The 20,556-nt window shown below is 57.2% G+C and carries 24 protein-coding genes; 8 read left to right on the top strand and 16 right to left on the bottom strand.

Annotated features, from left to right (window positions below):
- Positions 1 to 56: 56 nt before the first annotated feature.
- Positions 57 to 482 carry a secondary thiamine-phosphate synthase enzyme YjbQ gene (locus RYA97_RS16505; protein WP_002555810.1) on the top strand — a complete coding sequence of 142 codons (426 nt, stop codon included), beginning with the start codon at positions 57 to 59 and terminating at the stop codon, positions 480 to 482.
- Positions 483 to 580: 98 nt separating this feature from the next.
- Positions 581 to 910: a transcriptional regulator SutA gene (sutA, locus tag RYA97_RS16500; protein WP_002555811.1), complete on the top strand. Its 330-nt coding sequence runs from the start codon at positions 581 to 583 to the stop codon at positions 908 to 910.
- A 74-nt stretch (positions 911 to 984) separates the two neighbouring features.
- Here the strand turns inward: sutA and RYA97_RS16495 are convergent, their stop codons facing one another.
- The 6 genes from RYA97_RS16495 to lptM are packed head-to-tail and all read right to left on the bottom strand — an operon-like array spanning position 985 to position 5,558.
- Positions 985 to 1,677 (bottom strand): HAD family hydrolase, encoded by a 693-nt coding sequence (locus RYA97_RS16495; protein WP_004659608.1) that lies wholly within the window; start codon positions 1,675 to 1,677, stop codon positions 985 to 987.
- Positions 1,670 to 2,569 (bottom strand): tyrosine recombinase XerC, encoded by a 900-nt coding sequence (xerC, locus tag RYA97_RS16490; RefSeq protein WP_005782331.1) that lies wholly within the window; start codon positions 2,567 to 2,569, stop codon positions 1,670 to 1,672. The genes RYA97_RS16495 and xerC overlap by 8 nt, the downstream gene beginning before the upstream one ends.
- Before the next feature lie 2 nt (positions 2,570 to 2,571).
- The gene (locus RYA97_RS16485) at positions 2,572 to 3,306 is read right to left on the bottom strand and encodes a DUF484 family protein (protein WP_002555814.1); all 735 of its coding nucleotides are present in this window, start codon (positions 3,304 to 3,306) and stop codon (positions 2,572 to 2,574) included.
- Positions 3,307 to 3,319: 13 nt separating this feature from the next.
- A complete protein-coding gene (gene dapF / locus RYA97_RS16480; RefSeq protein WP_004659606.1) occupies positions 3,320 to 4,150 on the bottom strand; it encodes a diaminopimelate epimerase in 831 nt (276 codons plus the stop codon).
- 4 nt (positions 4,151 to 4,154) lie between these two features.
- Positions 4,155 to 5,402, bottom strand: a complete 1,248-nt coding sequence (lysA, locus tag RYA97_RS16475) for a diaminopimelate decarboxylase (protein ID WP_005743170.1) — start codon at positions 5,400 to 5,402, stop codon at positions 4,155 to 4,157.
- 9 nt (positions 5,403 to 5,411) lie between these two features.
- Complete coding sequence (lptM, locus tag RYA97_RS16470; RefSeq protein ID WP_002555817.1) at positions 5,412 to 5,558, bottom strand: LPS translocon maturation chaperone LptM; 147 nt, start codon at positions 5,556 to 5,558, stop codon at positions 5,412 to 5,414.
- Positions 5,559 to 5,796: 238 nt separating this feature from the next.
- Here lptM and cyaY point away from each other — a divergent pair, with 238 nt between their 5' ends.
- From cyaY to rnk, 3 genes are all read left to right on the top strand, one after another.
- Entirely contained in the window at positions 5,797 to 6,129 is a 333-nt protein-coding gene (cyaY, locus tag RYA97_RS16465; RefSeq protein ID WP_002555818.1) for an iron donor protein CyaY, read from the top strand.
- 2 nt (positions 6,130 to 6,131) lie between these two features.
- Positions 6,132 to 6,362, top strand: coding sequence for a DUF1289 domain-containing protein (locus RYA97_RS16460; RefSeq protein WP_044295754.1), 231 nt, complete (start codon positions 6,132 to 6,134; stop codon positions 6,360 to 6,362).
- A 137-nt stretch (positions 6,363 to 6,499) separates the two neighbouring features.
- Entirely contained in the window at positions 6,500 to 6,907 is a 408-nt protein-coding gene (gene rnk, locus RYA97_RS16455; protein ID WP_005743168.1) for a nucleoside diphosphate kinase regulator, read from the top strand.
- A 169-nt stretch (positions 6,908 to 7,076) separates the two neighbouring features.
- Here rnk and RYA97_RS16450 read toward each other — a convergent pair whose 3' ends face one another.
- From RYA97_RS16450 to RYA97_RS16420, 7 genes are all read right to left on the bottom strand, one after another.
- Entirely contained in the window at positions 7,077 to 9,923 is a 2,847-nt protein-coding gene (locus RYA97_RS16450; protein ID WP_316892711.1) for a class I adenylate cyclase, read from the bottom strand.
- A 183-nt stretch (positions 9,924 to 10,106) separates the two neighbouring features.
- Complete coding sequence (locus RYA97_RS16445; protein WP_002555822.1) at positions 10,107 to 10,355, bottom strand: TIGR02647 family protein; 249 nt, start codon at positions 10,353 to 10,355, stop codon at positions 10,107 to 10,109.
- Positions 10,356 to 10,572: 217 nt separating this feature from the next.
- Entirely contained in the window at positions 10,573 to 10,848 is a 276-nt protein-coding gene (locus RYA97_RS16440; protein WP_005743165.1) for a hypothetical protein, read from the bottom strand.
- A gap of 91 nt (positions 10,849 to 10,939) precedes the next feature.
- Positions 10,940 to 12,271: a glutamate/aspartate:proton symporter GltP gene (gene gltP, locus RYA97_RS16435; RefSeq protein WP_002555824.1), complete on the bottom strand. Its 1,332-nt coding sequence runs from the start codon at positions 12,269 to 12,271 to the stop codon at positions 10,940 to 10,942.
- Between the two features lie 456 nt (positions 12,272 to 12,727).
- Positions 12,728 to 13,633, bottom strand: a complete 906-nt coding sequence (gene rimK, locus RYA97_RS16430) for a 30S ribosomal protein S6--L-glutamate ligase (protein ID WP_003318100.1) — start codon at positions 13,631 to 13,633, stop codon at positions 12,728 to 12,730.
- Positions 13,630 to 14,073 carry an ATP-dependent zinc protease gene (locus tag RYA97_RS16425; RefSeq protein ID WP_170947379.1) on the bottom strand — a complete coding sequence of 148 codons (444 nt, stop codon included), beginning with the start codon at positions 14,071 to 14,073 and terminating at the stop codon, positions 13,630 to 13,632. The genes rimK and RYA97_RS16425 overlap by 4 nt, the downstream gene beginning before the upstream one ends.
- Before the next feature lie 49 nt (positions 14,074 to 14,122).
- The gene (locus RYA97_RS16420; protein WP_002555827.1) at positions 14,123 to 14,905 is read right to left on the bottom strand and encodes an EAL domain-containing protein; all 783 of its coding nucleotides are present in this window, start codon (positions 14,903 to 14,905) and stop codon (positions 14,123 to 14,125) included.
- Positions 14,906 to 15,075: 170 nt separating this feature from the next.
- Between RYA97_RS16420 and RYA97_RS16415 the strand changes: the two genes are divergently transcribed.
- From RYA97_RS16415 to RYA97_RS16405, 3 genes are all read left to right on the top strand, one after another.
- Positions 15,076 to 15,483, top strand: a complete 408-nt coding sequence (locus RYA97_RS16415) for an RNA-binding S4 domain-containing protein (RefSeq protein ID WP_316884784.1) — start codon at positions 15,076 to 15,078, stop codon at positions 15,481 to 15,483.
- A gap of 171 nt (positions 15,484 to 15,654) precedes the next feature.
- Complete coding sequence (gene hslO, locus RYA97_RS16410; protein WP_316884785.1) at positions 15,655 to 16,557, top strand: Hsp33 family molecular chaperone HslO; 903 nt, start codon at positions 15,655 to 15,657, stop codon at positions 16,555 to 16,557.
- A gap of 179 nt (positions 16,558 to 16,736) precedes the next feature.
- Positions 16,737 to 18,281: a phosphoenolpyruvate carboxykinase gene (locus tag RYA97_RS16405; protein WP_005743163.1), complete on the top strand. Its 1,545-nt coding sequence runs from the start codon at positions 16,737 to 16,739 to the stop codon at positions 18,279 to 18,281.
- Positions 18,282 to 18,426: 145 nt separating this feature from the next.
- Here RYA97_RS16405 and RYA97_RS16400 read toward each other — a convergent pair whose 3' ends face one another.
- From RYA97_RS16400 to RYA97_RS16390, 3 genes are read right to left on the bottom strand one after another with little or no spacing between them, the layout of a single operon-like run.
- A complete protein-coding gene (locus RYA97_RS16400; RefSeq protein ID WP_316892709.1) occupies positions 18,427 to 18,612 on the bottom strand; it encodes a T6SS amidase immunity protein Tai4 family protein in 186 nt (61 codons plus the stop codon).
- Positions 18,613 to 18,666: 54 nt separating this feature from the next.
- Positions 18,667 to 19,089, bottom strand: a complete 423-nt coding sequence (locus tag RYA97_RS16395; protein ID WP_081023582.1) for a hypothetical protein — start codon at positions 19,087 to 19,089, stop codon at positions 18,667 to 18,669.
- A 5-nt stretch (positions 19,090 to 19,094) separates the two neighbouring features.
- The gene (locus RYA97_RS16390; protein ID WP_316892706.1) at positions 19,095 to 20,399 is read right to left on the bottom strand and encodes a DUF6402 family protein; all 1,305 of its coding nucleotides are present in this window, start codon (positions 20,397 to 20,399) and stop codon (positions 19,095 to 19,097) included.
- Positions 20,400 to 20,556: the final 157 nt, after the last annotated feature.

Genomic DNA, 20,556 nt, shown 5'->3' with positions numbered 1-20,556 from the left:
CGCTTTGCTTTTTTCTCAGTCGAGTTAGAATGCGCGCCGAAGGTGCGGAGAACGGTATGTGGCATCAATCCAGAATTGCCTTGCGGGCCAGGCCCCGCGGGTTCCATCTGGTGACTGACGAAATAGTCGCGGGTTTGCCCCCGTTGCGCGATTGTCGTGTCGGGCTACTGCATGTATGGCTGCAACATACCTCGGCTTCGTTGACCATCAACGAAAATGCCGATCCGGCGGTACGTCGTGACTTTGAGCGTTTTTTCAACCGTCTGGTGCCCCAGGGCGTGGACGGCTACGAACATGACGACGAAGGCCCTGATGACTTGCCAGCGCATTTCAAGGCCAGTCTGCTGGGCTGCCAGTTGGTTCTGCCGGTGACGGCAGGGCGACTGGCGCTGGGCACCTGGCAAGGTATTTACCTGGGCGAACATCGAGACGCTGGTGGGTCTCGTAACGTCCTCGCCACCCTTCAGGGTGAGTGGATATAACCGCTGGAGTCAGCGGTTATGGAATTTTTCCGATCGCCTTAGCATTTCCGGGCGGTTGGGCTATAACTAATCAGCTTTCGCAAGTCATGAGGTAGAACATGAGCGACGACGACGATACTAACGACGACCTGGTAGACGACCTGGAAGGCGAAGACGGTGAGGAGCTTGCAGCAGCCTCCCCGGAAGACGACGCAGCCGAGCCAGACGATTCCGACGTTCCGGCAGCACCCGCAAAAGGCAAGGCCAAGGCCGCTGTCTCGGTCGATGAACTGCCTAGCGTAGAAGCCAAGAACAAAGAGCGCGATGCTCTGGCGCGTGCCATGGAAGAGTTCCTGGCGCGTGGTGGCAAGGTGCAGGAAGTGGAGGCCAACGTGGTCGCCGATCCGCCCAAGAAGCCTGACAACAAATACGGTAGCCGCCCGATTTAAGGCTGCAGACGCTGTATGAGAAAAAGCCCGCCGTCGCTGCGGGCTTTTTCTATTGAGCGAACATCAGACCGTTTTCAGGCCCAGCGTGCCAGGACTTCCGGCAGCTGCGACAGGTTGTGGATCTCGGCATCCGGCAGCCGGTCTGCGTCCCAGGCCTTGCCTTGCGGGTTGTACCAGATGGCGCGCATGCCCGCCTGTTGGGCACCTGCTATATCGTCCTTCGGGTGATCGCCTACGTGCACGGCTGCGCTGGCATCGACTTTTGCGCGCCGTAACGCTTCCACAAACGGTGCGGGGTCGGGCTTACCGATACCCAGGTCCTCGGCGCACAGCGCGAAGGCAAAGTAATCTGCCAGCCCCAAACGACGCACATCGGCATTGCCATTGGTAATCACGCCCAGCGTGAAGGTCTTGGCGAGAATTTCCAGCATGGGTTGCACCTCAGGGAAAATCTGCACCTGATGGCGGCCATGCAGGAAGACTTCAAAGCCGCGGTCGGCAAGGTCCTGCGCCTCGTCCGGGTCGTAGCCGGCATCTTCGAGCGCATGGAACAGCACGCGGCGTCGCAAGGCGCTGATGCGGTGCTTGAAGGACGGGTCTTCAGCCACAAGGCGCGAGCGAATTTCCCACAGGTGCTCGACAGGAATCGCCCCCAGCTTTGGCGCGTGTTCGGCCAGCCAGTCACGCAGTGTGACTTCGGCACCGGCAATGGCAGGGGCGGTGTCCCAGAGCGTGTCGTCAAGATCAAACGTCACCAGCTTAATCATCTGCAGCTCCTTTACGTTTGGCTCGGGGATGGGCGCTGTCATAAACAGTAGCCAAATGCTGGAAGTCCAGGTGCGTATATATCTGCGTGGTCTTGATGTCCGCATGACCCAGCAGCTCCTGCACGGCGCGCAAGTCCTGTGACGACTCCAGCAGGTGGCTGGCGAACGAGTGACGCAGCATGTGCGGATGCAGGTTCTGCCCTAACTCCCTCTCACCAGCCGCCTTGAGCCGCACTTGAATCGTGCGCGGGCCGAGGCGCTTGCCTTGCTGGCTGACGAACACGGCGTCGTCCTGCGGATTGGTCAGGGCACGCAGCGGCAACCATATTTCCAGCGCCTGGCGAGCCTTGCTACCGACCGGCAGTACGCGGGTCTTGCTGCCTTTGCCCAGGACCTGCACCAGACCGTCGCGCAGGTCCAGTTGGTCCAGGTTCAGGCCCGTCAGTTCGGACAGGCGCAATCCTGATGAGTAAAGCAGTTCCAGAATGGCTTGATCGCGATGAGCCAGAAAATCATCTTCAACGCCACCGTCCAGTAATTGCGCGGTGCGGTCGGTGTCCAGCGTCTTGGGCAGACGCCGGTCGCCCTTGGGCGGTGACAGGCCGTTTGCCGGGTCGTGCTGGCAGATGCCTTCGCGATTGAGGTATTTGTAGAAACCGCGCACCGCCGACAGCATGCGCGCCAGACTGCGTGAAGACTGGCCCTGTTGGTGCTGGCGGGCGGTAAAGCTGCGCAGGTGCTGGATATCCAAATCATTCCAGCTCGACAGTTGCGCCTTCTGGCAATATGCCAGAACCTTGCCCAGATCGCGCCGGTAGGCTTCAAGCGTATGAGGCGACACCTGGCGCTCACTGCGCAGGTGCATGCAGTAGGCGTCCAGATGCTGTTCCATGGCTAGCGAACCGAGCGTAAAGAGTGAGCGAAACGCGGCAGCAGGCGGCTCAGGACGTCGGCGATGTAACTGAGGAACAGGGTGCCGACCGAGCTTTTGTAATGCTGCGGATCACGACTGCCGATGGCCAGCACGCCATGCAGGCCCAGGTGATTGAGGCTGGCGATGGCGGTAGAGCCCACTTCCTTGCCTTGCTCTGCGCCAAACAGGAACGCCAGTTCATGCTCACGCAACGCGCCGCAGATGATCTTCTCGCCAATCAGGCCGCCGATTGCTTTCTGTGCTTCGGCGCTGCTGACCCATCGCCCCACTTGCATCGGGCTGTCACTGAACAGGATCAGGCTGACGAAGGGCACCTGAAAATCCTGACGCAGGCTGTCTTCGACAGCGATGACAAGCTCGTCCAGGCTGGTGGCATCCATCAGGGCGAGGTTCAGGCGTCGGGTCTTTTCGAACAGGCGGTCGTTGTCCCGTGCGACGTCCATCAGCTGCGACAGGCGATGACGCATTTCGATGTTGCGCTCGCGCAGCAGCTTTAGCTGACGCTCGACCAGCGAAACGGTATTGCCACGCTGGTGCGGGATGCGCATCGACACCAGCAGCTCGTCGTGCTCGGCGAAAAAGTCCGGGTGCTCAAGCAGGAAGGCGATGACCGCCTCTGCTTCAAGGTCTGGCGCTGCGCTATCGACAGGCGATTCGCAGGGGGTGCCTGTTGAAGCGGGAGGTTGATCGGTCATGGCAGTTACTCACTCAAAGACGAACTTGGCCTTCATAAACCCTGACGGCGGGGCCGGTCATCATGACAGAATGTCCCGGGCCAGCCCATTCGATGGACAGGCGACCTCCGGGCAGGTCGATCAGCAGCGGCGAATCCATCCAGCCCTGGCTGATGGCAGCAACCGCCGCCGCACAGGCGCCGGTGCCACAGGCCTGGGTTTCCCCGGCACCACGCTCCCAGACACGCAACTGCGCACGCTGACGGTCCACCACGTGGAGAAAGCCCACATTGACCCGTGCCGGAAAGCGCGGGTGATGCTCGATCTTTGGCCCCAGCTCGTGGACCGGCGCGTTATTGATGTCATCGACACGCAGTACTGCATGCGGGTTGCCCATGGACACAGCAGCCAGTTCGATATTCTGCCCGTCTACCTCGACGTTGTAACGGGTGGCCTGCTCTGCGGCCTCGAAAGGTATTTCTTCCGGGACAAACCTGGGTGGCCCCATATCGACGCTGATCTGCCCGTCGCTGCGGATATCCAGCTCAATGATGCCGCTCTTGGTCTCGACGCGTATCTGCTTCTTGGCCGTCAGGCGCTTGTCGAGTACGAAACGGGCAAAGCAGCGCGCGCCGTTGCCGCACTGTTCGACTTCGGAACCATCGGAGTTGAAGATTCGGTAGCGAAAGTCCACATCCGGATTGTTCGGCGCCTCGACCAGCAAAAGCTGATCGAAACCGATACCGGTGTGGCGGTCGCCCCATTGTTTGGCATGCTTGGGCAAGATGTGCGCGTGCTGACTCACAAGGTCCAGGACCATGAAGTCGTTACCCAGCCCGTGCATCTTGGTAAAACGCAGCAGCATGGGATTACTCCGGCAGCAGGCTTTCGCCAGCGAACAGCTCGGCCACGGTTTCGCGACGACGCACTTCAAAAGCCTGGGAACCGTCGACCAGTACCTCAGCAGCACGGCCACGGGTGTTGTAGTTCGAACTCATGACGAAGCCATAGGCACCGGCTGAATGGACCGCCAGCAGATCGCCTTCGGCCAGCGCCAGCTCGCGCCCTTTGGCGAGGAAGTCGCCGGTCTCGCAGATCGGCCCGACGATGTCGTACGCACGAGGTTCGCTGTCACGCGGACGCACTGCTGTGACGTCCATCCACGCCTGATAAAGCGCTGGGCGGATCAGATCGTTCATCGCCGCATCGACGATGGCGAAATCCTTGTGCTCGGTGTGCTTGAGGTATTCGACGCGGGTCAGCAGCGCGCCTGCGTTGGCCACGATGAAGCGCCCCGGCTCGAACAACAGCCCCAGATCACGACCAGCCAGTCGCTCACGCACGGCTTTGATGTAGTCGGCCGCCAGCGGAGGCTCTTCGTCGCGATAACGCACACCAAGACCGCCACCCAGATCGATATGGTGCAGGTGAATGCCGCAATCGCCCAGGCGATCAACCAGGTCCAGCAGGCGATCCAGCGCATCAATGAACGGCTCGAGCGTGGTCAGTTGCGAGCCAATATGGCAGTCGACCCCGATCACTTCCAGGTTTGGCAGTTGCGAGGCGCGAATGTAAACGTCTTCGGCATCTGCAATGGCGATGCCGAATTTGTTTTCTTTAAGGCCGGTGGAGATGTAAGGGTGAGTGCCTGCATCCACATCCGGGTTGACCCGCAGCGATATCGGCGCACGAACGTCAAGCTCGGCAGCCACTTCCTGCAGGCGCTCAAGCTCGTCGGTGGATTCGACATTGAAGCAGTGCACACCAACTTCAAGAGCGCGACGCATGTCTTCACGGGTCTTGCCGACGCCGGAAAACACGATCTTCTCGGCTTTGCCGCCTGCGGCCAGCACACGCTCCAGTTCGCCGCGCGAAACAATGTCGAAACCGGCGCCAAGACGCGCCAGGACATTTAACACGCCCAGATTGGAGTTGGCTTTTACGGCGAAGCAGACCATATGCGGCATGCCGCTCAGCGCATCGGCGTAGGCACGGTATTGCGCCTCTATATGAGCGCGCGAGTAGACATAGGTCGGCGTGCCGAAGCGCTCGGCAATGGCAGACAATGCTACCCCTTCCGCGAACAGCTCACCGTCGCGGTAGTTGAAGGCGTCCATTGAATTCCCTTAAAGGTGCTTGTGCGATTGCGATTTGGCTTGTTCATCCGGAGTTTTGGTGTCATCCGGCAGATACAGCGGGCCTTTCTGGCCGCAGGCTGTAACAAGACAAGCGACCGCGACAAGCGCAGCAAGCGAAGAGATCAGGCGCTTCATGGCGAAATCCTTTGTAAAAGCATTAATTGCGCCCGAGTATACCGACCACCCGGCACCTTGCCTATGCGAGCGGCCTCCCGTCTGGCGTGCCTTTGACGTGAAAGCCGCAGCAGAGCGGTGGTTGATCGGGATTAAAGTGCTCGTGCATCGTCAATGATGAGTAAGCTTTGCATTTGCCTGGCTGCGTCCGTATCTTGCCCCTCTGCGCTATTTGCAGACACTTATCGAGGTTCCCGCAATGAGTTTGACCGAAGCCCGTTTTCACGACCTCGTCGATGCGACGCAGCAGGTGCTGGAAGATGTTTTCGACGAGAGCGGCCTGGATGTCGACCTGGAAAACTCGGCCGGCGTCCTCACCGTCAAGTTCGAAAACGGCTCGCAACTGATCTTCAGTCGTCAGGAGCCGCTTCGTCAGCTGTGGCTGGCAGCCCGCTCCGGCGGTTTCCATTTCGATTATGACGAAGAGAACAGCCGTTGGGCATGCGACACCAGTGATGAGCTGCTCAGCGAAATGCTTGCGCGCATCACCCTTGAGCAAGCCGGTGTCGAACTGGATTTCGACGAGATCTGATCGTGAGCCAGTCCCCCGTTCGACCGCCCAAACCGCTTTTCAGCAACGTCAGCCCGGCTGTACCGTCGCCCTGTATCAGCCTGTGCCGGCTCGATGAGCAGAAGGTTTGCCTCGGGTGCTTCCGTCATGTCGAAGACATCCGCGAATGGCGCTCGGCCGATGACCATCGTCGTCGACAGATTCGCCATGAAGCGGACCAGCGTCGAGCCACTGCGGGCCAGACCGCAGGCTGATGCCGCGTCGGGTTGTGTATTTACTGCGCTGTGTTAGTGTCGGACTCTGCTTCTCCAGATTGAGAGGCCCGTAGAACCCCGCCCACCCCGGCGGGGTTTTGTTTTATTCATGGAGAATAAAGGAGTCTGCCCAGACCATGACCACAGCACCTTCGATCATCCTCACCCGCCTCGACGTACAGCGTCTTGAGAGTTTTATCGCCAGCCAGGACGAAGACACGCCGGGCATCCAGGCGTTGCAGGCCGAACTGGACCGCGCCGATCAGGTAGTGGGCCACGATGAAGTGCCTGCGGGCGTTGTGACCATGAATTCGCGTGTGCATTGCCGTGAAGAAGTCAGCGGCAAGGACTATCACCTCAAGCTGGTTTATCCCCAGGATGCAGGCGCAGACGGCACCGTCTCGGTCCTCGCGCCAATGGGCTCGGCGTTGCTGGGTTTGCAGGTCGGCCAGCACATCGACTGGCCAGCACCGGGCGGCAAGACCCTCAAGCTGACCTTGCTGGCGGTGGAGTATCAGCCGGAAGCAGCGGGCGAGTACGAGTAATCGAAGGCGCTGCATCCGTAAAGCGCCTCCGCATTCAAGAGCGGACGCAGAGCGTCCAGAACGGCATTTCCACGCTGGAGCGTGCGGAACGAGAGGCGGCGCGCAGAACACCTATCGTGCCAGTGCTCGGCGTTGGAACGTTAGGCGCGCGGGGCAGGACAAGCGTACGTCAGGCCTGGTCCATCGCCTCGTTCAACAGCTTTTCCAGCTCGGCCTTGTGATGCAGGAAGAGGATGCTTTGTCCATGCCGGTCATCCAGCAGCCCGGACAGGTCCAGGTCGGTGATGTAACAGCGATAGCGCTGGGGTTCCAGGCGTTTGCCGAGAATTTGCCGGGCAACGGCGGCATACAGCTGATCGCCATATTCCAGCTCGGAAAACTCGCAGTTATCGCAGTACAGCGTGGCGCTCAGCTGTCCGGGCGAGGTTTCTTCGATGATTGCCTGCACGTCATAAAACGCCTTGTCCGCCGCAGTCGGTGCCAACCGATGTTCGACACGCCGGGCAAGCCCAGGGCCAGAAGGCAGCACTTGGTAATAAAGGGTTTCCAGCGAAACCGGCTCGGACGGATCGTCCAGCGGCAATGACGCGCCTCGGCGATAAACCAGCGAGTGAAGAAAACGCTGCAGTGGCGTCAGCAGGCTTTGTTCGTCGTGATACGGCAGGCGCTGGTGCCAGAGCGAATTGTGTTCGTCCAGCACGTACACGTCGGCATCCGGCTCGTTGATTCGGTAGAACACCTGAATGCATTCAGGCTGACCAAGTGGCAGGATCAGGGCCAGATCGTGGCCATCGAGTGCGTGAGGGTCCAGATGCAAAGGGCTGTACAACGGCAGCTCTTCACCCAGGTAATTGAACAGGCCTGGCAGGCTGTTGACCACTACATGACCGACCTGCCCGGGTTTGATCTCCAGCACGTGATACTGCTGCTGCACTTGAATCAGATAACGATGGTTCAACCGCCTGGCGAGTAATAACCGGGCCGTGCTGATCAGTTCTTCAACCCGCTGAGCGATGGCAGGTGCCCGGTTATGACAGAAGCAGTGCACGCGAATCTGCGGCTGCTTACCGCTCTGCGGCAGGCTGCCGAGCAGTTCGCTCATGCAGTCGAGCAGGGCATGCGGGCCGTCATAGCGGCTGACCAGCGTTTCGTTCCAGGTATTGAGGGTGATCTGGTCCAGCGTCAGCACCAGATTCTCCCGGACACCCGCATAACTGAGCGAGTCGGTGCGCTCGGTGGTCATCAGAATATTAAGGTCGCGGTGATGCCTGAGCGGGTCGACACCGACATTGACCAGCAACAGTATCTCGCTGGGTGTACTGGGCATGAGCAGCTCATCGTCGCTGACCTCGGGCAGCGGCAGTTCAATACTCTGCTGCAAGGCACCGAGCAGGTTGAACAACTCGAACTCGCTCAAGTCACTGGTGCCCGGATGCAGCGCCACGCGGGTCGTGGTGTCGATCACGTTGTTGCGGTGGCACCAGGTCAGCAGCTCGAGCAATTCCCGGCTGCGTTTGATCGGCGAAAAGTTCGGCCACTCGTGAATACCCAGGTTGCCGTTGTACAGGGCCCACTGATGCTTGCCTGGCTCGCGTTTATCAGGGGAATGCACCAGCGTCAGCGTATCTTCTGCAAGGTCCGGAGCGATGCCCGGATTGATGAACTCGACCTTGCCCGCCTTGCGCTCGAAAGCGGCATACAGGCGCCGACCGAGTATGGTCAGGTCACGAGCATTGAGCGCGTCGGCGGTGCTTTGCGTGCTGGCGAACCGGGTCTGAAAGCGATAGCTGTAATTGAGCTCGTTAACCAGTGCACGACGCTCGCTGGCCACCTGGCGCACTTTCCACTGGCTGCGGCTGTCGAGCAGCGCCAGTTGTCGTTCATCCCAGCCCCACTCAGAGGTCAGGCGCTCCAGCAGCAGGCGTTGCCAACCGGTGTTGCGCTGACGGCTCGAGCCGGTGAGCTTTTTGTTGACCTTCAGGTACAGGCTGCGCCGCACCAGTTCGAGGCGCTCTTGCTCGTTGCGTGCCTGCAGATGCTCTTCGATACGCCGGTACACAACCACGTACGGGTCCAGCTCATCCAGGTCCAGTTGGTTGGCAAACACCGCTTGCTTGAAACGCAGGCTCAGGCACTGCACGCGGGGATGTTCACTGGAGTAAACCTCGATCAGCAGCAGCTTGAGAACAGACTTGTAGGGCGACTCGATACCCTTGAACAACTGCCACAAGCCGGCACCAATAAATTCCGCCGCAGGAATGTGCGACATCGGCCCGAGGTCGAGCACTTCGCTGGCGCGAATGAAGCGTTTGCTCAGCAGGGTATGGGTGTAATCCTCATAGTTCTGCTCTTCATAGACTGGCACCAGCCACCACATCGGGGTGCGCCCTGCGAGCCAGATCGCCGTGCGATAAAACTCATCGAGCAACAGGTAATGCTGGGTAGTGCCGCAGTCGTCAGAGCTGAGCTGCGAGTCGCGGTCCCCACGCTTGAAACGTTGCGGGTCGATCAGGAAAAAGTGCGCCTCTGCCCCCATAGTGGCGGCCCAGGCTTCAAGGGCCTGGCATTTCCTGCGCAGTTCGGCGATGGCCTCCGGCTCCAGTTCGCTGTCGTGACAGACCCATACGTCCATGTCGCTTTGTTCAGCCTGGGCCAGCGTACCGAGGCTGCCCATCAGGAACAGGCCGTGAATCGGCTGAGGAGCGTTACCACGCCGGACCTTGTAAGAGAAGGAGCGTGTCAGGCGTTGCGCTTCGGCCAGCGCCAGCGTGTCCGGTTCGTACTGCGAGACGCCAGCAGGCGTGCCACCGGAAACGTAACCGGGCAGCAGAGGGTGGTTGACGTGAAAGAACAGCGGCAGCAGGGTCAGAACGCTTTGCTGGCGGGTCGACATGCCTTTGAGGGCACGCGCATATCGCCCGTCATTGAGCGACAGGAAACGGTTGCGCAACTGGCTGAGAACCTTGCGGTCGATGCCCTCATCCAGGTCGGGGCGAATTTCAGGATTACGCGTCATCGCAACTCAAGGCATCTGGCCTGTGCAGGCGTGGAATTACTGAGCAAAGATGGCGGAGAAGGTTTGCAGCCGAGAGAAAAGGATTCAGTCGGGTTGTTATTCTGACGCCAGAATCCTGTATCGACCGGCGTTCAGATAAGTGAAGGGCCTGCCACGCTTTTTTGTGCGCAGGCCCTGCGCCTGTCAGGCAGCTTGTTTGGAAACGTTGAGGATGGTCAACAGTGATTGGGCATGTTGAGCGGCCTCAAGCCCGAGGCTGGTCAGATAACCGCCATCGACCTGGGTCGTCAGTCCTTTATCGAAGAGTCTTTTTGCTGCTGCAACGGCAGTGGGTGCCGCTACATGGTGGACTTTCAGGCCTTCCTGGGTGTTTCCCAGATTGAACAGTGCAAGGATTTCCAGTTCGGCAACCAACTCAGGGGTATACGACATAGGTACTCCAGACTTTTTGTAGTAGTACGACCTCGCCGGCTGGCGGGTGCGCTCTGGAATCGACGTGTCCAATCTGCGCTCGTCGGTTCTGGATGACCGTTGAAGCCGGTTTGGCGTGGCAGCCCCGGAGGATCATGCGGCAGCGGGGCATTTGCAGTGTAGTCAGCGTCTGGAGTGTTTGCAGCATATATCTTGCTGGCACGATCTGACCGCAAGGTTACTTTTCCGGGGGCAGATCGGGCAGGGCCCGCAGCGCTGCTTCGTACCATTGCGTATCGAACGGACGGTCCTGCTCCAGCAAGGCGTCGATTTCGATGGCCAGGACGTGCGCCATCATTTCGAGAATGTCTTCACGCTCGTACTTAACCAGGGTAAGCATGTTGAAAACAGCCTTGGCCGCTGGCGGATTACCGGATTCGATCTGGTTCTCGATGGCTTCGATCAGGGTCGAGGCGGCAAATTCTTCTTCGTCATTGTCGAGTGCGTCGTTCATGTTCATTCCTCTGGTAAGGCAGGCAGTCTAACCGGCGACCTGAAAACAACAAACCCCGGAGGTCCGGGGTTTGTCAGCACATTGGCAAAGATCAGTCAGCCGTCGGCTGGCCCATCGGTACAGGTTCCTTGCTGCGCCAGTGCGGCAGGGAGTTCCAGTAGCGCTCGCCCTTTTCATCGTCGTACATGCCTTCCCAGCGCGAGATGACCAGCACGGCCAGCGCGTTGCCGATCACATTCAGGGCCGTACGCGCCATGTCCATGATCCGGTCGACACCGGCAATAAACGCCAGGCCTTCCAGCGGGATACCGGCGCTGCCCAACGTTGCCAGCAGTACCACGAAGGAAACACCCGGCACACCCGCGATACCTTTGGACGTGACCATCAGGGTCAGAACCAGCATCAGCTGCGCGCCAATCGACAGGTCAATGCCGTACAACTGAGCGATGAAGATCGCTGCGATGCTCTGATAGAGCGTCGAGCCGTCGAGGTTGAACGAGTAGCCCGTCGGCACCACGAAGCTGCAGATCGCCTTCGGCGCGCCGTAGGCTTCCATTTTCTGGATCACGCGTGGCAGTACGGTTTCGGAGCTGGCGGTGGAGTAGGACAGAATCAGCTCGTCCTTGAAGATGCGCATCAGCCTGATCACCGAGAAGCCGAACGCCCGAGCGATCAGCCCCAGCACCACGAAGGCAAAGAAGGCGATGGCCACGTATACCAGAATCACCAGCTTGGCGAGCGGCAACAGGGAGGCGAAACCGAAGTTGGCGACGGTCACCGCAATCAGCGCGAACACGCCGATCGGCGCGTAGTTCATGATCATGTGCGTGACCTTGAACATGGTTTCCGAGACGCCCTGAAACAGCTTCACCAGAGGCTCACGGACCTCTGCCTGCAGGCTGGAAAGCCCGAGACCGAACAGCACCGAAAAGAAGATGATCGGCAGCATCTCGCCACGCGCCATGGCAGCAAAGATGTTGGACGGGATCAGGTTGAGAATGGTCGCGATAAACGCGTGATCATGCTGAACTTCGGCCGTTGTCTGCTGGTATTTGGAGATATCCACCGTACCCAGCGTGCTCATGTCGATACCCGTGCCCGGATGGAACACATTGGCCAGCACCAGGCCCACCAGAATGGCGATGGTGGTCACGACTTCGAAATAGAGGATGGTCTTCAGACCGATGCGCCCCAGTTTCTTGGCGTCGCCCACACCCGCGATGCCTACAATCAGCGATGCGACAACGATAGGGATAACGATCATCTTGATCAGACGAATGAAGATATCGCCCGCAGGCTGCAGGAGATTGGTGATCCACCAGGCCTTCTCGGCGCTGAAATGGTTGAGCAGCGCACCCACCGCGATACCCAGTACCAGTCCGATAAGAATCTGCCAAGCCAGACTCAGCTTTGCCTTCTTCATATTATTACCCTTGTTCAAAGTGGCTTGGGCAAGTCCAAGACCGATGCGCCGAGCGTGCTTTTCAAAGCAGTTTCAGGGCAGGGGATCCCTTTGGAAATGTCCCGAGAAGGTCACCGCAGACGAGCATCCCGGCTCTGTAGCAGGCGAAAAAAGTCGCAACTATTCCCATGGCACGCGCATACGTCTAATGCCGTAAACGACTACCTCATGCTCAATCGGCATACAAATAAGCAGAAATGTGTTGATTTATGTCGCGAGGCGAGAGGGCGATTCGGCGCGAAGGTGGCTAAAACGTCGTCTTCGGCCTGATGGAGAGAAGCGGGTTTGCAGAAAGAAGATAGCGCTGCTGAATCGATTACTCGGCGCATTTAACAGATGTACGGTAGTGAAGTGCCCAGGCCAGCTTATCCGCAGACAAGCTCATGGCCTGAGCGATTGAGTCGAGTCGCCGCCCTGTCAGCCTTTTCCTTTGGTGCGGGTCATGTGCGGGCCGCTGTTTTTCTCCAGATACTCGATAATCATCCCGGCCACATCCTTGCTGGTGGTGACTTCAATGCCTTCCAGGCCAGGTGACGAGTTGACCTCCATCACCAGCGGGCCGTGATTGGAGCGCAGAATATCCACACCCGCCACACTCAAGCCCATGACCTTGGCTGCACGCAATGCAGTCATGCGTTCTTCCGGGGTGATCTTGATCAGGCTGGCACTGCCGCCACGGTGCAGGTTGGAGCGAAACTCGCCCGGTTTGGCCTGACGCTTCATCGAGGCGATGACCTTGTCACCGACAACGAAGCAGCGAATATCGGCACCGCCCGCTTCCTTGATGTACTCCTGCACCATGATGTCCTGCTTGAGACCCATGAAGGCTTCAATCACCGATTCGGCTGCCGTAGCGGTTTCGCACAGCACCACGCCAATCCCTTGAGTACCTTCAAGTACCTTGATGACCAGCGGCGCGCCGTTGACCATCTGGATCAGGTCGGGAATATCGTCAGGCGAGTGGGCAAAGCCTGTCACCGGCAAGCCGATGCCCCGACGTGACAGCAGTTGCAGCGAGCGCAACTTGTCGCGCGAGCGGGCAATGGCGACCGACTCATTGAGCGGAAATACGCCCATCATTTCAAACTGACGCAACACCGCACAGCCATAGAAAGTCACCGAGGCACCGATGCGCGGAATCACCGCATCGAAGCCCTCCAGAGGTTTGCCGCGGTAGTGGATCTGCGGCTTGTGGCTGGCGATGTTCATATAGGCGCGCAGGGTGTCGATCACCACCATCTCATGGCCACGCTCGATGCCAGCTTCGACCAGACGACGGGTGGAATACAGACGCGGATTACGCGAAAGCACAGCGATCTTCATGCAACACCTGAGGAAGTAGAGGCCGGGAACACCGGCTTGTCTTGTACGTAAGTTATGCCCGGATTGACCACCAGTTGGCCGTCGATCAGCGCTTTGGAACCCAGCAGCAGTCGATAACGCATCGACTTGCGGCAAGCCAGTGTGAATTCCACTGGCCAGATACGATCACCCAGGGCCAGCGTGGTGCGAATGACGTAACGCACCTGCGCGTGGCCGTTGGAGCTTTTAATGGTTTTCATGGCGACCAGTTGCGCCTCGCAGCGGCGATGCCGCAACTGAACCACAGTGCCCAGATGCGCGTTGAAGCGCACCCATTTCTGGCCATCGCGCTCAAAAGGTTCGATTTCGGTGGCATGCAGGCTTGACGTGCTCGCACCGGTATCGATTTTTGCCCGCAGGCCCGCCACCCCCAGGTCGGGAAGCGCTACCCACTCGCGCAGGCCGATGACTGTCAGATGGTCGAATGTTTTCAATGCAATTCCGTATGTCTCAAGACTTCTGCCAGACGTCAGGTGCTATCTGCGCCAGGGCTTTGAATGCAGGTTTGGCGAACAGATAGCCCTGCATCAGGAAAATGCCGCAATCGGCGAGAAAGTCCCGCTCCTCAACCTGCTCTATACCTTCGGCAATGAGCTTAATCCCCAAGTCCGAACACATTGTGACAACACCCCGAACAATAGCCTGACGCGCGCGATCACGATGAATGTCGCGAATCAGGTTCATGTCGAGCTTTATCAGGTCTGGCTGAAAGTCCGCGAGCAGCGTCAGTCCGGAATACCCGGCACCGAAATCATCGATGGCGGTCATGAAGCCGAACTCGCGATACTCGCGCAGAATATTGCTCAAGTGCCCGTTGTTATCCACATGCTCGCTTTCGATTGTTTCGAAAATCAAACGCTCGACAGGAAAGTCATGCTGCCTGGCGGCCTCCAGCGTGCTGCGGATACACAGCTCGGGACGATACACGGCGTTGGGCAAAAAGTTGATCGATAAACGCTCGTTCATGCCCAGTTTCGCGGCACCGGCGATGGCGGTGGTCCGACAGGCCTGATCGAAGCGGTAGCGGTTCTGGTCGTTGACCTGACTCAGAACGGACATCGCACCTTCGCCATTGGGGCCACGAACCAGCGCCTCGTGAGCGAAAATCGACTGGTCGTGAAGGTTCACGATCGGTTGATACGCGTAGTCAAACGAGAAATCCAGTTCCGGACTGCCCGTGCATCCCGCGCACCCTTTTCTGGGGGCGGTCAACGAAGTTGGAAAATCTGTCACGTCGCGCTCCATGTAGGGGTCGGGCAATGAAAAGGGGAATAGCTGTTTTTGACAAGCAAGGATCGGTTACTTCATGTTCGTGTGGGTATGTACACATCAGGCGAGCGACGCAGTCGCGTTTCCTGATGAGCCCGATAACGTTCAGACTGCTGCACTGATGAGGAATTCAAATGGCGCAAAAGCCGGAAGAAGATGACAAGGTCCGTCTGGATAAATGGCTGTGGGCCGCACGTTTTTTCAAAACACGCGCATTGGCCAAAGCAGCTATCGAAAGCGGCAAGGTGCACTGTCGCGGCGAACGTTGCAAGCCCGGCAAGGAGCCTCGTCCAGGCGACGAGTTTCAGATTCGCATGGGCTTCGATGAGCGCACGATAGTGGTCGAAGCGTTGTCCACCGTTCGCCGGGGTGCGCCTGAGGCGCAGACGCTGTATAGCGAGACACCGGACAGCATCGCCAAAAGAGAACGCGCGGCCGCTCAGCGCAAGGCTGGCAACCTGGGTGTAACTACCGACGGAAAGCCCACCAAGAAGCAACGCCGGGAGCTTTTTGGTTTCCGTGCCAGCCACAACAACGACTGAAAACAGCGCATGGCGGCTCCGGCGATCAGCCCGAACGGCCAACCCGCTTGGAAGCGCACCGGATAGCTCCTAAAATGCCGGTCAATCCGCATGGCCACGGCGCTTTCGAGTGCCGGACGGTGCTTGCTCAGCCGCGTGCCATCCACTGTCATTACTTCAGATACCTTCCCTATGCATGATTTACCGGACACCGATTTCACCCAGCGCTTCATCTTCGACGAAAGCGACGTTCGTGGAGAGCTGGTAGCCCTTGAACGCAGTTATGCCGAAGTACTCGCCAAGCACCCGTACCCGGAGCCGGTCGCGCAGTTGCTGGGAGAACTGATGGCTGCCGCCGCTCTGCTGGTCGGCACCCTCAAGTTCGACGGACTGCTGATTTTGCAGGCGCGCTCCAGCGGCGCTGTACCGCTGCTGATGGTCGAATGCTCCAGCGAACGTGAGCTGCGCGGTATCGCCCGCTATGACGAAACGCTCATCACGCCAGACGCGGGCCTGCAGGACCTGATGCCTGATGGTTCGCTGGCATTGACTGTCGACCCGCACAAGGGCAAGCGCTATCAGGGCGTTGTGGCGCTGGATGGCGTCGACCTGTCGGAAAGCCTCTCTAACTACTTCGTGATGTCCGAGCAGTTGGGCACCCGTTTCTGGCTCAAGGCTGACGGTCATCGCGCCCGCGGCCTGCTGCTGCAGCAACTGCCTGCCGCACAGATCACCGACCCGGAAGAGCGCGATGCCAGCTGGGAACATGTCATTACCCTCGCCAGCACCCTGACTGCCGAAGAAATGCTCGGCCTGGACAACCAGACCATTTTGCATCGCCTGTATCACGAAGACCCGGTGCGCCTGTTCGACGCTCAGCCAATCTGTTTCCGCTGCAGTTGCTCGCGCGAGCGCTCGGCCAACGCACTGGTCAGTCTTGGCCTGGAGGACGCGCAGCAACTGGTCATCGAGCACAACGGCAGCATCGAGATCGACTGTCAGTTCTGCAACGAGCGCTACCTGTTCGATGCCACTGACGTTGCACAGCTGTTTGCTGGCGGCGGTGTCGATTCGCCATCTGACACGCGCCATTGATCAACGCGTAAAGCCCCTCAGAATACGGTATGGGCCCTTGTAATGCTGTTCTGACAGGAGGGTCCTACCATTTCTGGGCATTTCTGGCATAATCCGGCCCACTTTTACGCTGTAGTAGTGGTTGTTTTTTTACTACAAAACCGTTTGGAGCACTCGGCTACAGGCCGACGGGGAACCTCATGACGCAAATCAACAACGCTGTGCACACCGATCTGAGCACCGACGAACTGGTCAAGGAAGCCCTTGCCCGTAACGAAGGCGTACTTTCCGACACTGGCGCACTGGTTGTGGAGACAGGCCATCGTACTGGCCGTTCGCCGGTCGATCGTTTCATTGTTGAAGAGCCGAGCACCCAGGACGCCATCGCCTGGGGCCCGATCAACCGCAAGTTTCCGGCCGAGAAATTCGACGCCTTGTGGAACCGTGTCGGTGCATACCTGGCCGAGCGCGAGCGCTTCGTTTCCCACGTTCATGTAGGCTCCGATCCTGCGCACTACCTGCCCGTCAAGATGACCACCGAAACTGCGTGGCACAACCTGTTCGGCCGTTGCCTGTTCATCAACCCTGAACAGTACAACCCGGCTGGCAAGGACGAGTGGGAAATCCAGAACGCGCCATGGTTCGTTTGCGACCCTGAGCGTGACGGCACCAACTCCGACGGCACCGTGATCATCAACTTCGCAGCCCGCAAGGTGCTGATCGCAGGCATGCGTTATGCCGGCGAAATGAAGAAAGCCATGTTCTCGGTGCAGAACTTCCTGCTCCCGGCTTCCGACGTTCTGCCGATGCACTGCGCAGCCAACATGGGCGAAGAGGGCGATGTAACCCTGTTCTTCGGCCTGTCCGGCACCGGCAAGACCACCCTGTCCGCCGATGAAAGCCGTTACCTGATCGGTGACGACGAGCACGGCTGGGGCGAAGGCGTGGTGTTCAACATCGAAGGCGGTTGCTATGCCAAGTGCATCGACCTGTCCGAGAAGAACGAGCCGGTCATCTGGAAAGCCATTCAGCACGGCGCCGTACTGGAAAACGTCGTACTCGATCCGGTCACCAAAAAAGCCGACTACGCCGACAGCAGCCTGACCCAGAACAGCCGTGCGGCCTACCCGCGTGAACTGATCGAAAAACGCGCACCGAAAAACCTCGGCGGCGAGCCAAACGCCGTGATCTTCCTGACCTGCGACCTGACCGGCGTCCTGCCACCGGTGTCGATCCTCAGTGAAGAACAGGCTGCCTACCACTTCCTGTCGGGTTACACCGCACTGGTCGGTTCGACCGAAATGGGTTCGGGTTCGGGCATCAAGTCCACCTTCTCCACCTGCTTCGGCGCCCCGTTCTTCCCGCGTCCGGCTGGCGAATACGCTGAATTGCTGATCAAGCGCATCCGCGGCTTCAAATCCAAGGTCTACCTGGTCAACACCGGCTGGACCGGCGGTGGCTACGGCGTCGGCAAGCGCTTCAACATCCCGACCACCCGTGGCGTGATCGCAGCCATCCAGAGCGGCGCACTGATCGGTGCAGAAACCGAGCACCTGGACACCATCAACCTCGACGTACCGAAATCGGTACCCGGCGTCGACACCGGCCTGCTCAACCCACGCAACACCTGGGCTGACAAAGCTGCCTACGACGAAGCCGCCAAGGCCCTGGCTGGCCTGTTCGTGGAGAACTTCAAGAAGTTCGACGTGAGCGACGCCATCAAGGCTGCGGGTCCGAAGTTGTAATTAGCGTCCTCTAAAAAAACCGCCTTCATCAGGCGGTTTTTTTTGGTCCTGGAATTGAGTACTTGATATAGAACCGTTCAGATTGCGACTCGACGATTGAATAGCGTCCGCACAACCTCCGTGTAAATATCAGCGTTGGCGTCAGTCATTTATTATCTTGCCTGTAGGTAGGGCCCGGCTTTATTACAAACTTCTTTACCAGAGCATTGAGTTCTTTACCGGGGTAGAGATCAAGGCACTTCAATAAATAAAACTTTACGCCCTTTACTTCAGAGTCAATCAGAGGGCTCGTACAGTCTCTGGCTAAATCCTTATCAATGAGCGCTTCCACTGCATCAGGGCTTCTCTAATATCCGTAATAAGCCCATTCGTATGAGGACCAAAATTATAGGGGAAGCCTTGCCCGAATCCACTCCAAGCGTGTAGGAGGCATAGTGATTGCGTGATCTTTCTGCTCCTTGTCGTCTTGATAGGTAATACTGCTTTCAGAAAACTTAAGCGGCTCATGTCCGGGCTGGCCGTCCCAAAAGATCCTATAGTATCTCCTGGCTAACAGCTCGCCTTGATCGTCGAAGATAGTCAGCCGGACCCTCTCCATGCCATCGCCATTAAAAAGACTGTTGTTGAGTCCGGCTCCGCAAATATTTATTATAAATTTCTCATTGTCGAAGTTTTTTGTGCCTCCGTTTAATTCTTTAGTGTGGTTGTAGCTCTGGCAGTCAGTATTGTCTAGCACGTTAAATGCAGTGGAGTAAATAACCAAAGCAATAAATATAAAAACAAAGAAGAAAAAAGACCTGAGGTACATTTTTCTTACATGGGCTCTGAGGGTTTGCATAATGTATCCAGCTTTATGATAATAGGCTTTTTTAGTTTATGTATTTCAGGTCTGCTGTAAATCATAAAATCGCCACCCCGACCATGCTTTTCTCTCCACTCACTATAAGAGCTATTGTACACAGGCCAGCAAACATCTTTTTCCATAAATTTTCTGACAATACCTGTTCTTTTATCTACTGGCTTGTCAATCTGGCCGCCAGGCAAATCGTCCCAATTGATTTTAGTTTCAGTTATAGGAGTATTACCCATATTAGTATGAATTTTCTTACCGTCAACAAGATCACTGACAACGGCAGAGTAGGAAAGAATCATGTCATTTTTGTTCCAGTGCCCTAGATATTGACTATTGCCATCATTTTTGTCGTTAAAGGAATAGTTATCTTTCAGGTAGGTATATACACTAGTAATGGTCGCCGTAGCTTCAGCGCAAAAAGTTTTGGTTCTGGCTGTATCGTCATATCTGTAAAATTTTTCCACAGCAACTTCAACCCTGCCAATAGCAGCATAGATATTAAAATTTCCTAGCGTGGCAGTGAGATCAGTTAAACTCATGCCGTCAAGAGTGTTACTTGTTGATATTGCCTGAAACTGAATTTGCCAGTCAATATGAAACTGCCTGATATCCCCTATCCAAGGAGACGTATCAAAGGAAAGATTTGCTGCCGAACTAGAATCATCGAATTTATTTTTTACATGCTTGAGGATTTTTTGTTTAGCACCTGCAATTGCTTTTTCAGAATGAATTTTTTCTTCAATTAATTCTTTAAATTTTTCTGCTACGCTTCCATACTTAAAAGCCCATTTTAATGTCACTGTTGTGTCATTAATGGGTTGAACTGAATTGGGTTGGTCATTGTAGATATGCTTAGGGCTAGCGAACCACCGTTTGGCGATCTTGGCAGCTGTCGGCCAACCTATTTTGTCCATGGCCAAAGGAATATCCTGAAGATCAAACTCTGGAAGCTTTTCCTTATCTTCCGCATCGCGCTCTCGCGTATAGGGCTTTGAGGGTTTAGTTTCCCCGGAGGATGGTTTATTATTTTTAACTTCAGTAAGCGATCTCTTACCTCCCGCTTCTGTTTGTTGCGCCATACGTTGCTCTTTACTGCGCTCTGTGGGCTTTAAGACTGCTTGACCAGGCGCGCAACGATTATAGGAGATTTTTTGCGGAGTATTGATGGGGACAGCCCCCTCTAGGCCATCATTTTCTTTCCATACTTTGCCACGAAAAATAGACCGTTTCATCGTGTAGTAAGGTATTTTCTTTACGTCAGCCATAAACCCGTTCCTTGGTAAAACAATAAAATCCCAAATCCGCTCAGCACCTCTCGCGCAGCGGCAGAACTGCCGGAGCAACGTAATGCAGATCTGCATTGTTTAGCCTGTGTACCCAAACCGTCAATTTCGCTGCGCACCGGAGTATCGATTCTCTCTC

This window comes from Pseudomonas syringae group sp. 26L6 (assembly GCF_032587815.1).
Taxonomy (GTDB): domain Bacteria; phylum Pseudomonadota; class Gammaproteobacteria; order Pseudomonadales; family Pseudomonadaceae; genus Aquipseudomonas; species Aquipseudomonas amygdali.
The sequence above is the reverse complement of the archived record's forward strand: the minus strand, read 5'-3'. Positions and strand labels throughout refer to the sequence as shown.

What these genes read in the sequence shown, in the direction of transcription:
- sutA (WP_002555811.1), top strand. Translation starts at nt 581, where the DNA reads ATGAGCGACGACGACGATACTAACGACGACCTGGTAGACGACCTGGAA.
- RYA97_RS16390 (WP_316892706.1), bottom strand. Translation starts at nt 20,399, where the DNA reads ATGGCTGACGTAAAGAAAATACCTTACTACACGATGAAACGGTCTATT.
- lptM (WP_002555817.1), bottom strand. Translation starts at nt 5,558, where the DNA reads ATGAAGCGCCTGATCTCTTCGCTTGCTGCGCTTGTCGCGGTCGCTTGT.
- dapF (WP_004659606.1), bottom strand. Translation starts at nt 4,150, where the DNA reads ATGCTGCTGCGTTTTACCAAGATGCACGGGCTGGGTAACGACTTCATG.
- cyaY (WP_002555818.1), top strand. Translation starts at nt 5,797, where the DNA reads ATGAGTTTGACCGAAGCCCGTTTTCACGACCTCGTCGATGCGACGCAG.
- rimK (WP_003318100.1), bottom strand. Translation starts at nt 13,633, where the DNA reads ATGAAGATCGCTGTGCTTTCGCGTAATCCGCGTCTGTATTCCACCCGT.
- RYA97_RS16405 (WP_005743163.1), top strand. Translation starts at nt 16,737, where the DNA reads ATGACGCAAATCAACAACGCTGTGCACACCGATCTGAGCACCGACGAA.
- RYA97_RS16495 (WP_004659608.1), bottom strand. Translation starts at nt 1,677, where the DNA reads ATGATTAAGCTGGTGACGTTTGATCTTGACGACACGCTCTGGGACACC.
- RYA97_RS16395 (WP_081023582.1), bottom strand. Translation starts at nt 19,089, where the DNA reads ATGTACCTCAGGTCTTTTTTCTTCTTTGTTTTTATATTTATTGCTTTG.
- gltP (WP_002555824.1), bottom strand. Translation starts at nt 12,271, where the DNA reads ATGAAGAAGGCAAAGCTGAGTCTGGCTTGGCAGATTCTTATCGGACTG.
- hslO (WP_316884785.1), top strand. Translation starts at nt 15,655, where the DNA reads ATGCATGATTTACCGGACACCGATTTCACCCAGCGCTTCATCTTCGAC.
- RYA97_RS16485 (WP_002555814.1), bottom strand. Translation starts at nt 3,306, where the DNA reads ATGACCGATCAACCTCCCGCTTCAACAGGCACCCCCTGCGAATCGCCT.
- RYA97_RS16440 (WP_005743165.1), bottom strand. Translation starts at nt 10,848, where the DNA reads ATGAACGACGCACTCGACAATGACGAAGAAGAATTTGCCGCCTCGACC.
- lysA (WP_005743170.1), bottom strand. Translation starts at nt 5,402, where the DNA reads ATGGACGCCTTCAACTACCGCGACGGTGAGCTGTTCGCGGAAGGGGTA.
- RYA97_RS16505 (WP_002555810.1), top strand. Translation starts at nt 57, where the DNA reads ATGTGGCATCAATCCAGAATTGCCTTGCGGGCCAGGCCCCGCGGGTTC.
- xerC (WP_005782331.1), bottom strand. Translation starts at nt 2,569, where the DNA reads ATGGAACAGCATCTGGACGCCTACTGCATGCACCTGCGCAGTGAGCGC.
- RYA97_RS16445 (WP_002555822.1), bottom strand. Translation starts at nt 10,355, where the DNA reads ATGTCGTATACCCCTGAGTTGGTTGCCGAACTGGAAATCCTTGCACTG.
- RYA97_RS16450 (WP_316892711.1), bottom strand. Translation starts at nt 9,923, where the DNA reads ATGACGCGTAATCCTGAAATTCGCCCCGACCTGGATGAGGGCATCGAC.
- rnk (WP_005743168.1), top strand. Translation starts at nt 6,500, where the DNA reads ATGACCACAGCACCTTCGATCATCCTCACCCGCCTCGACGTACAGCGT.
- RYA97_RS16415 (WP_316884784.1), top strand. Translation starts at nt 15,076, where the DNA reads ATGGCGCAAAAGCCGGAAGAAGATGACAAGGTCCGTCTGGATAAATGG.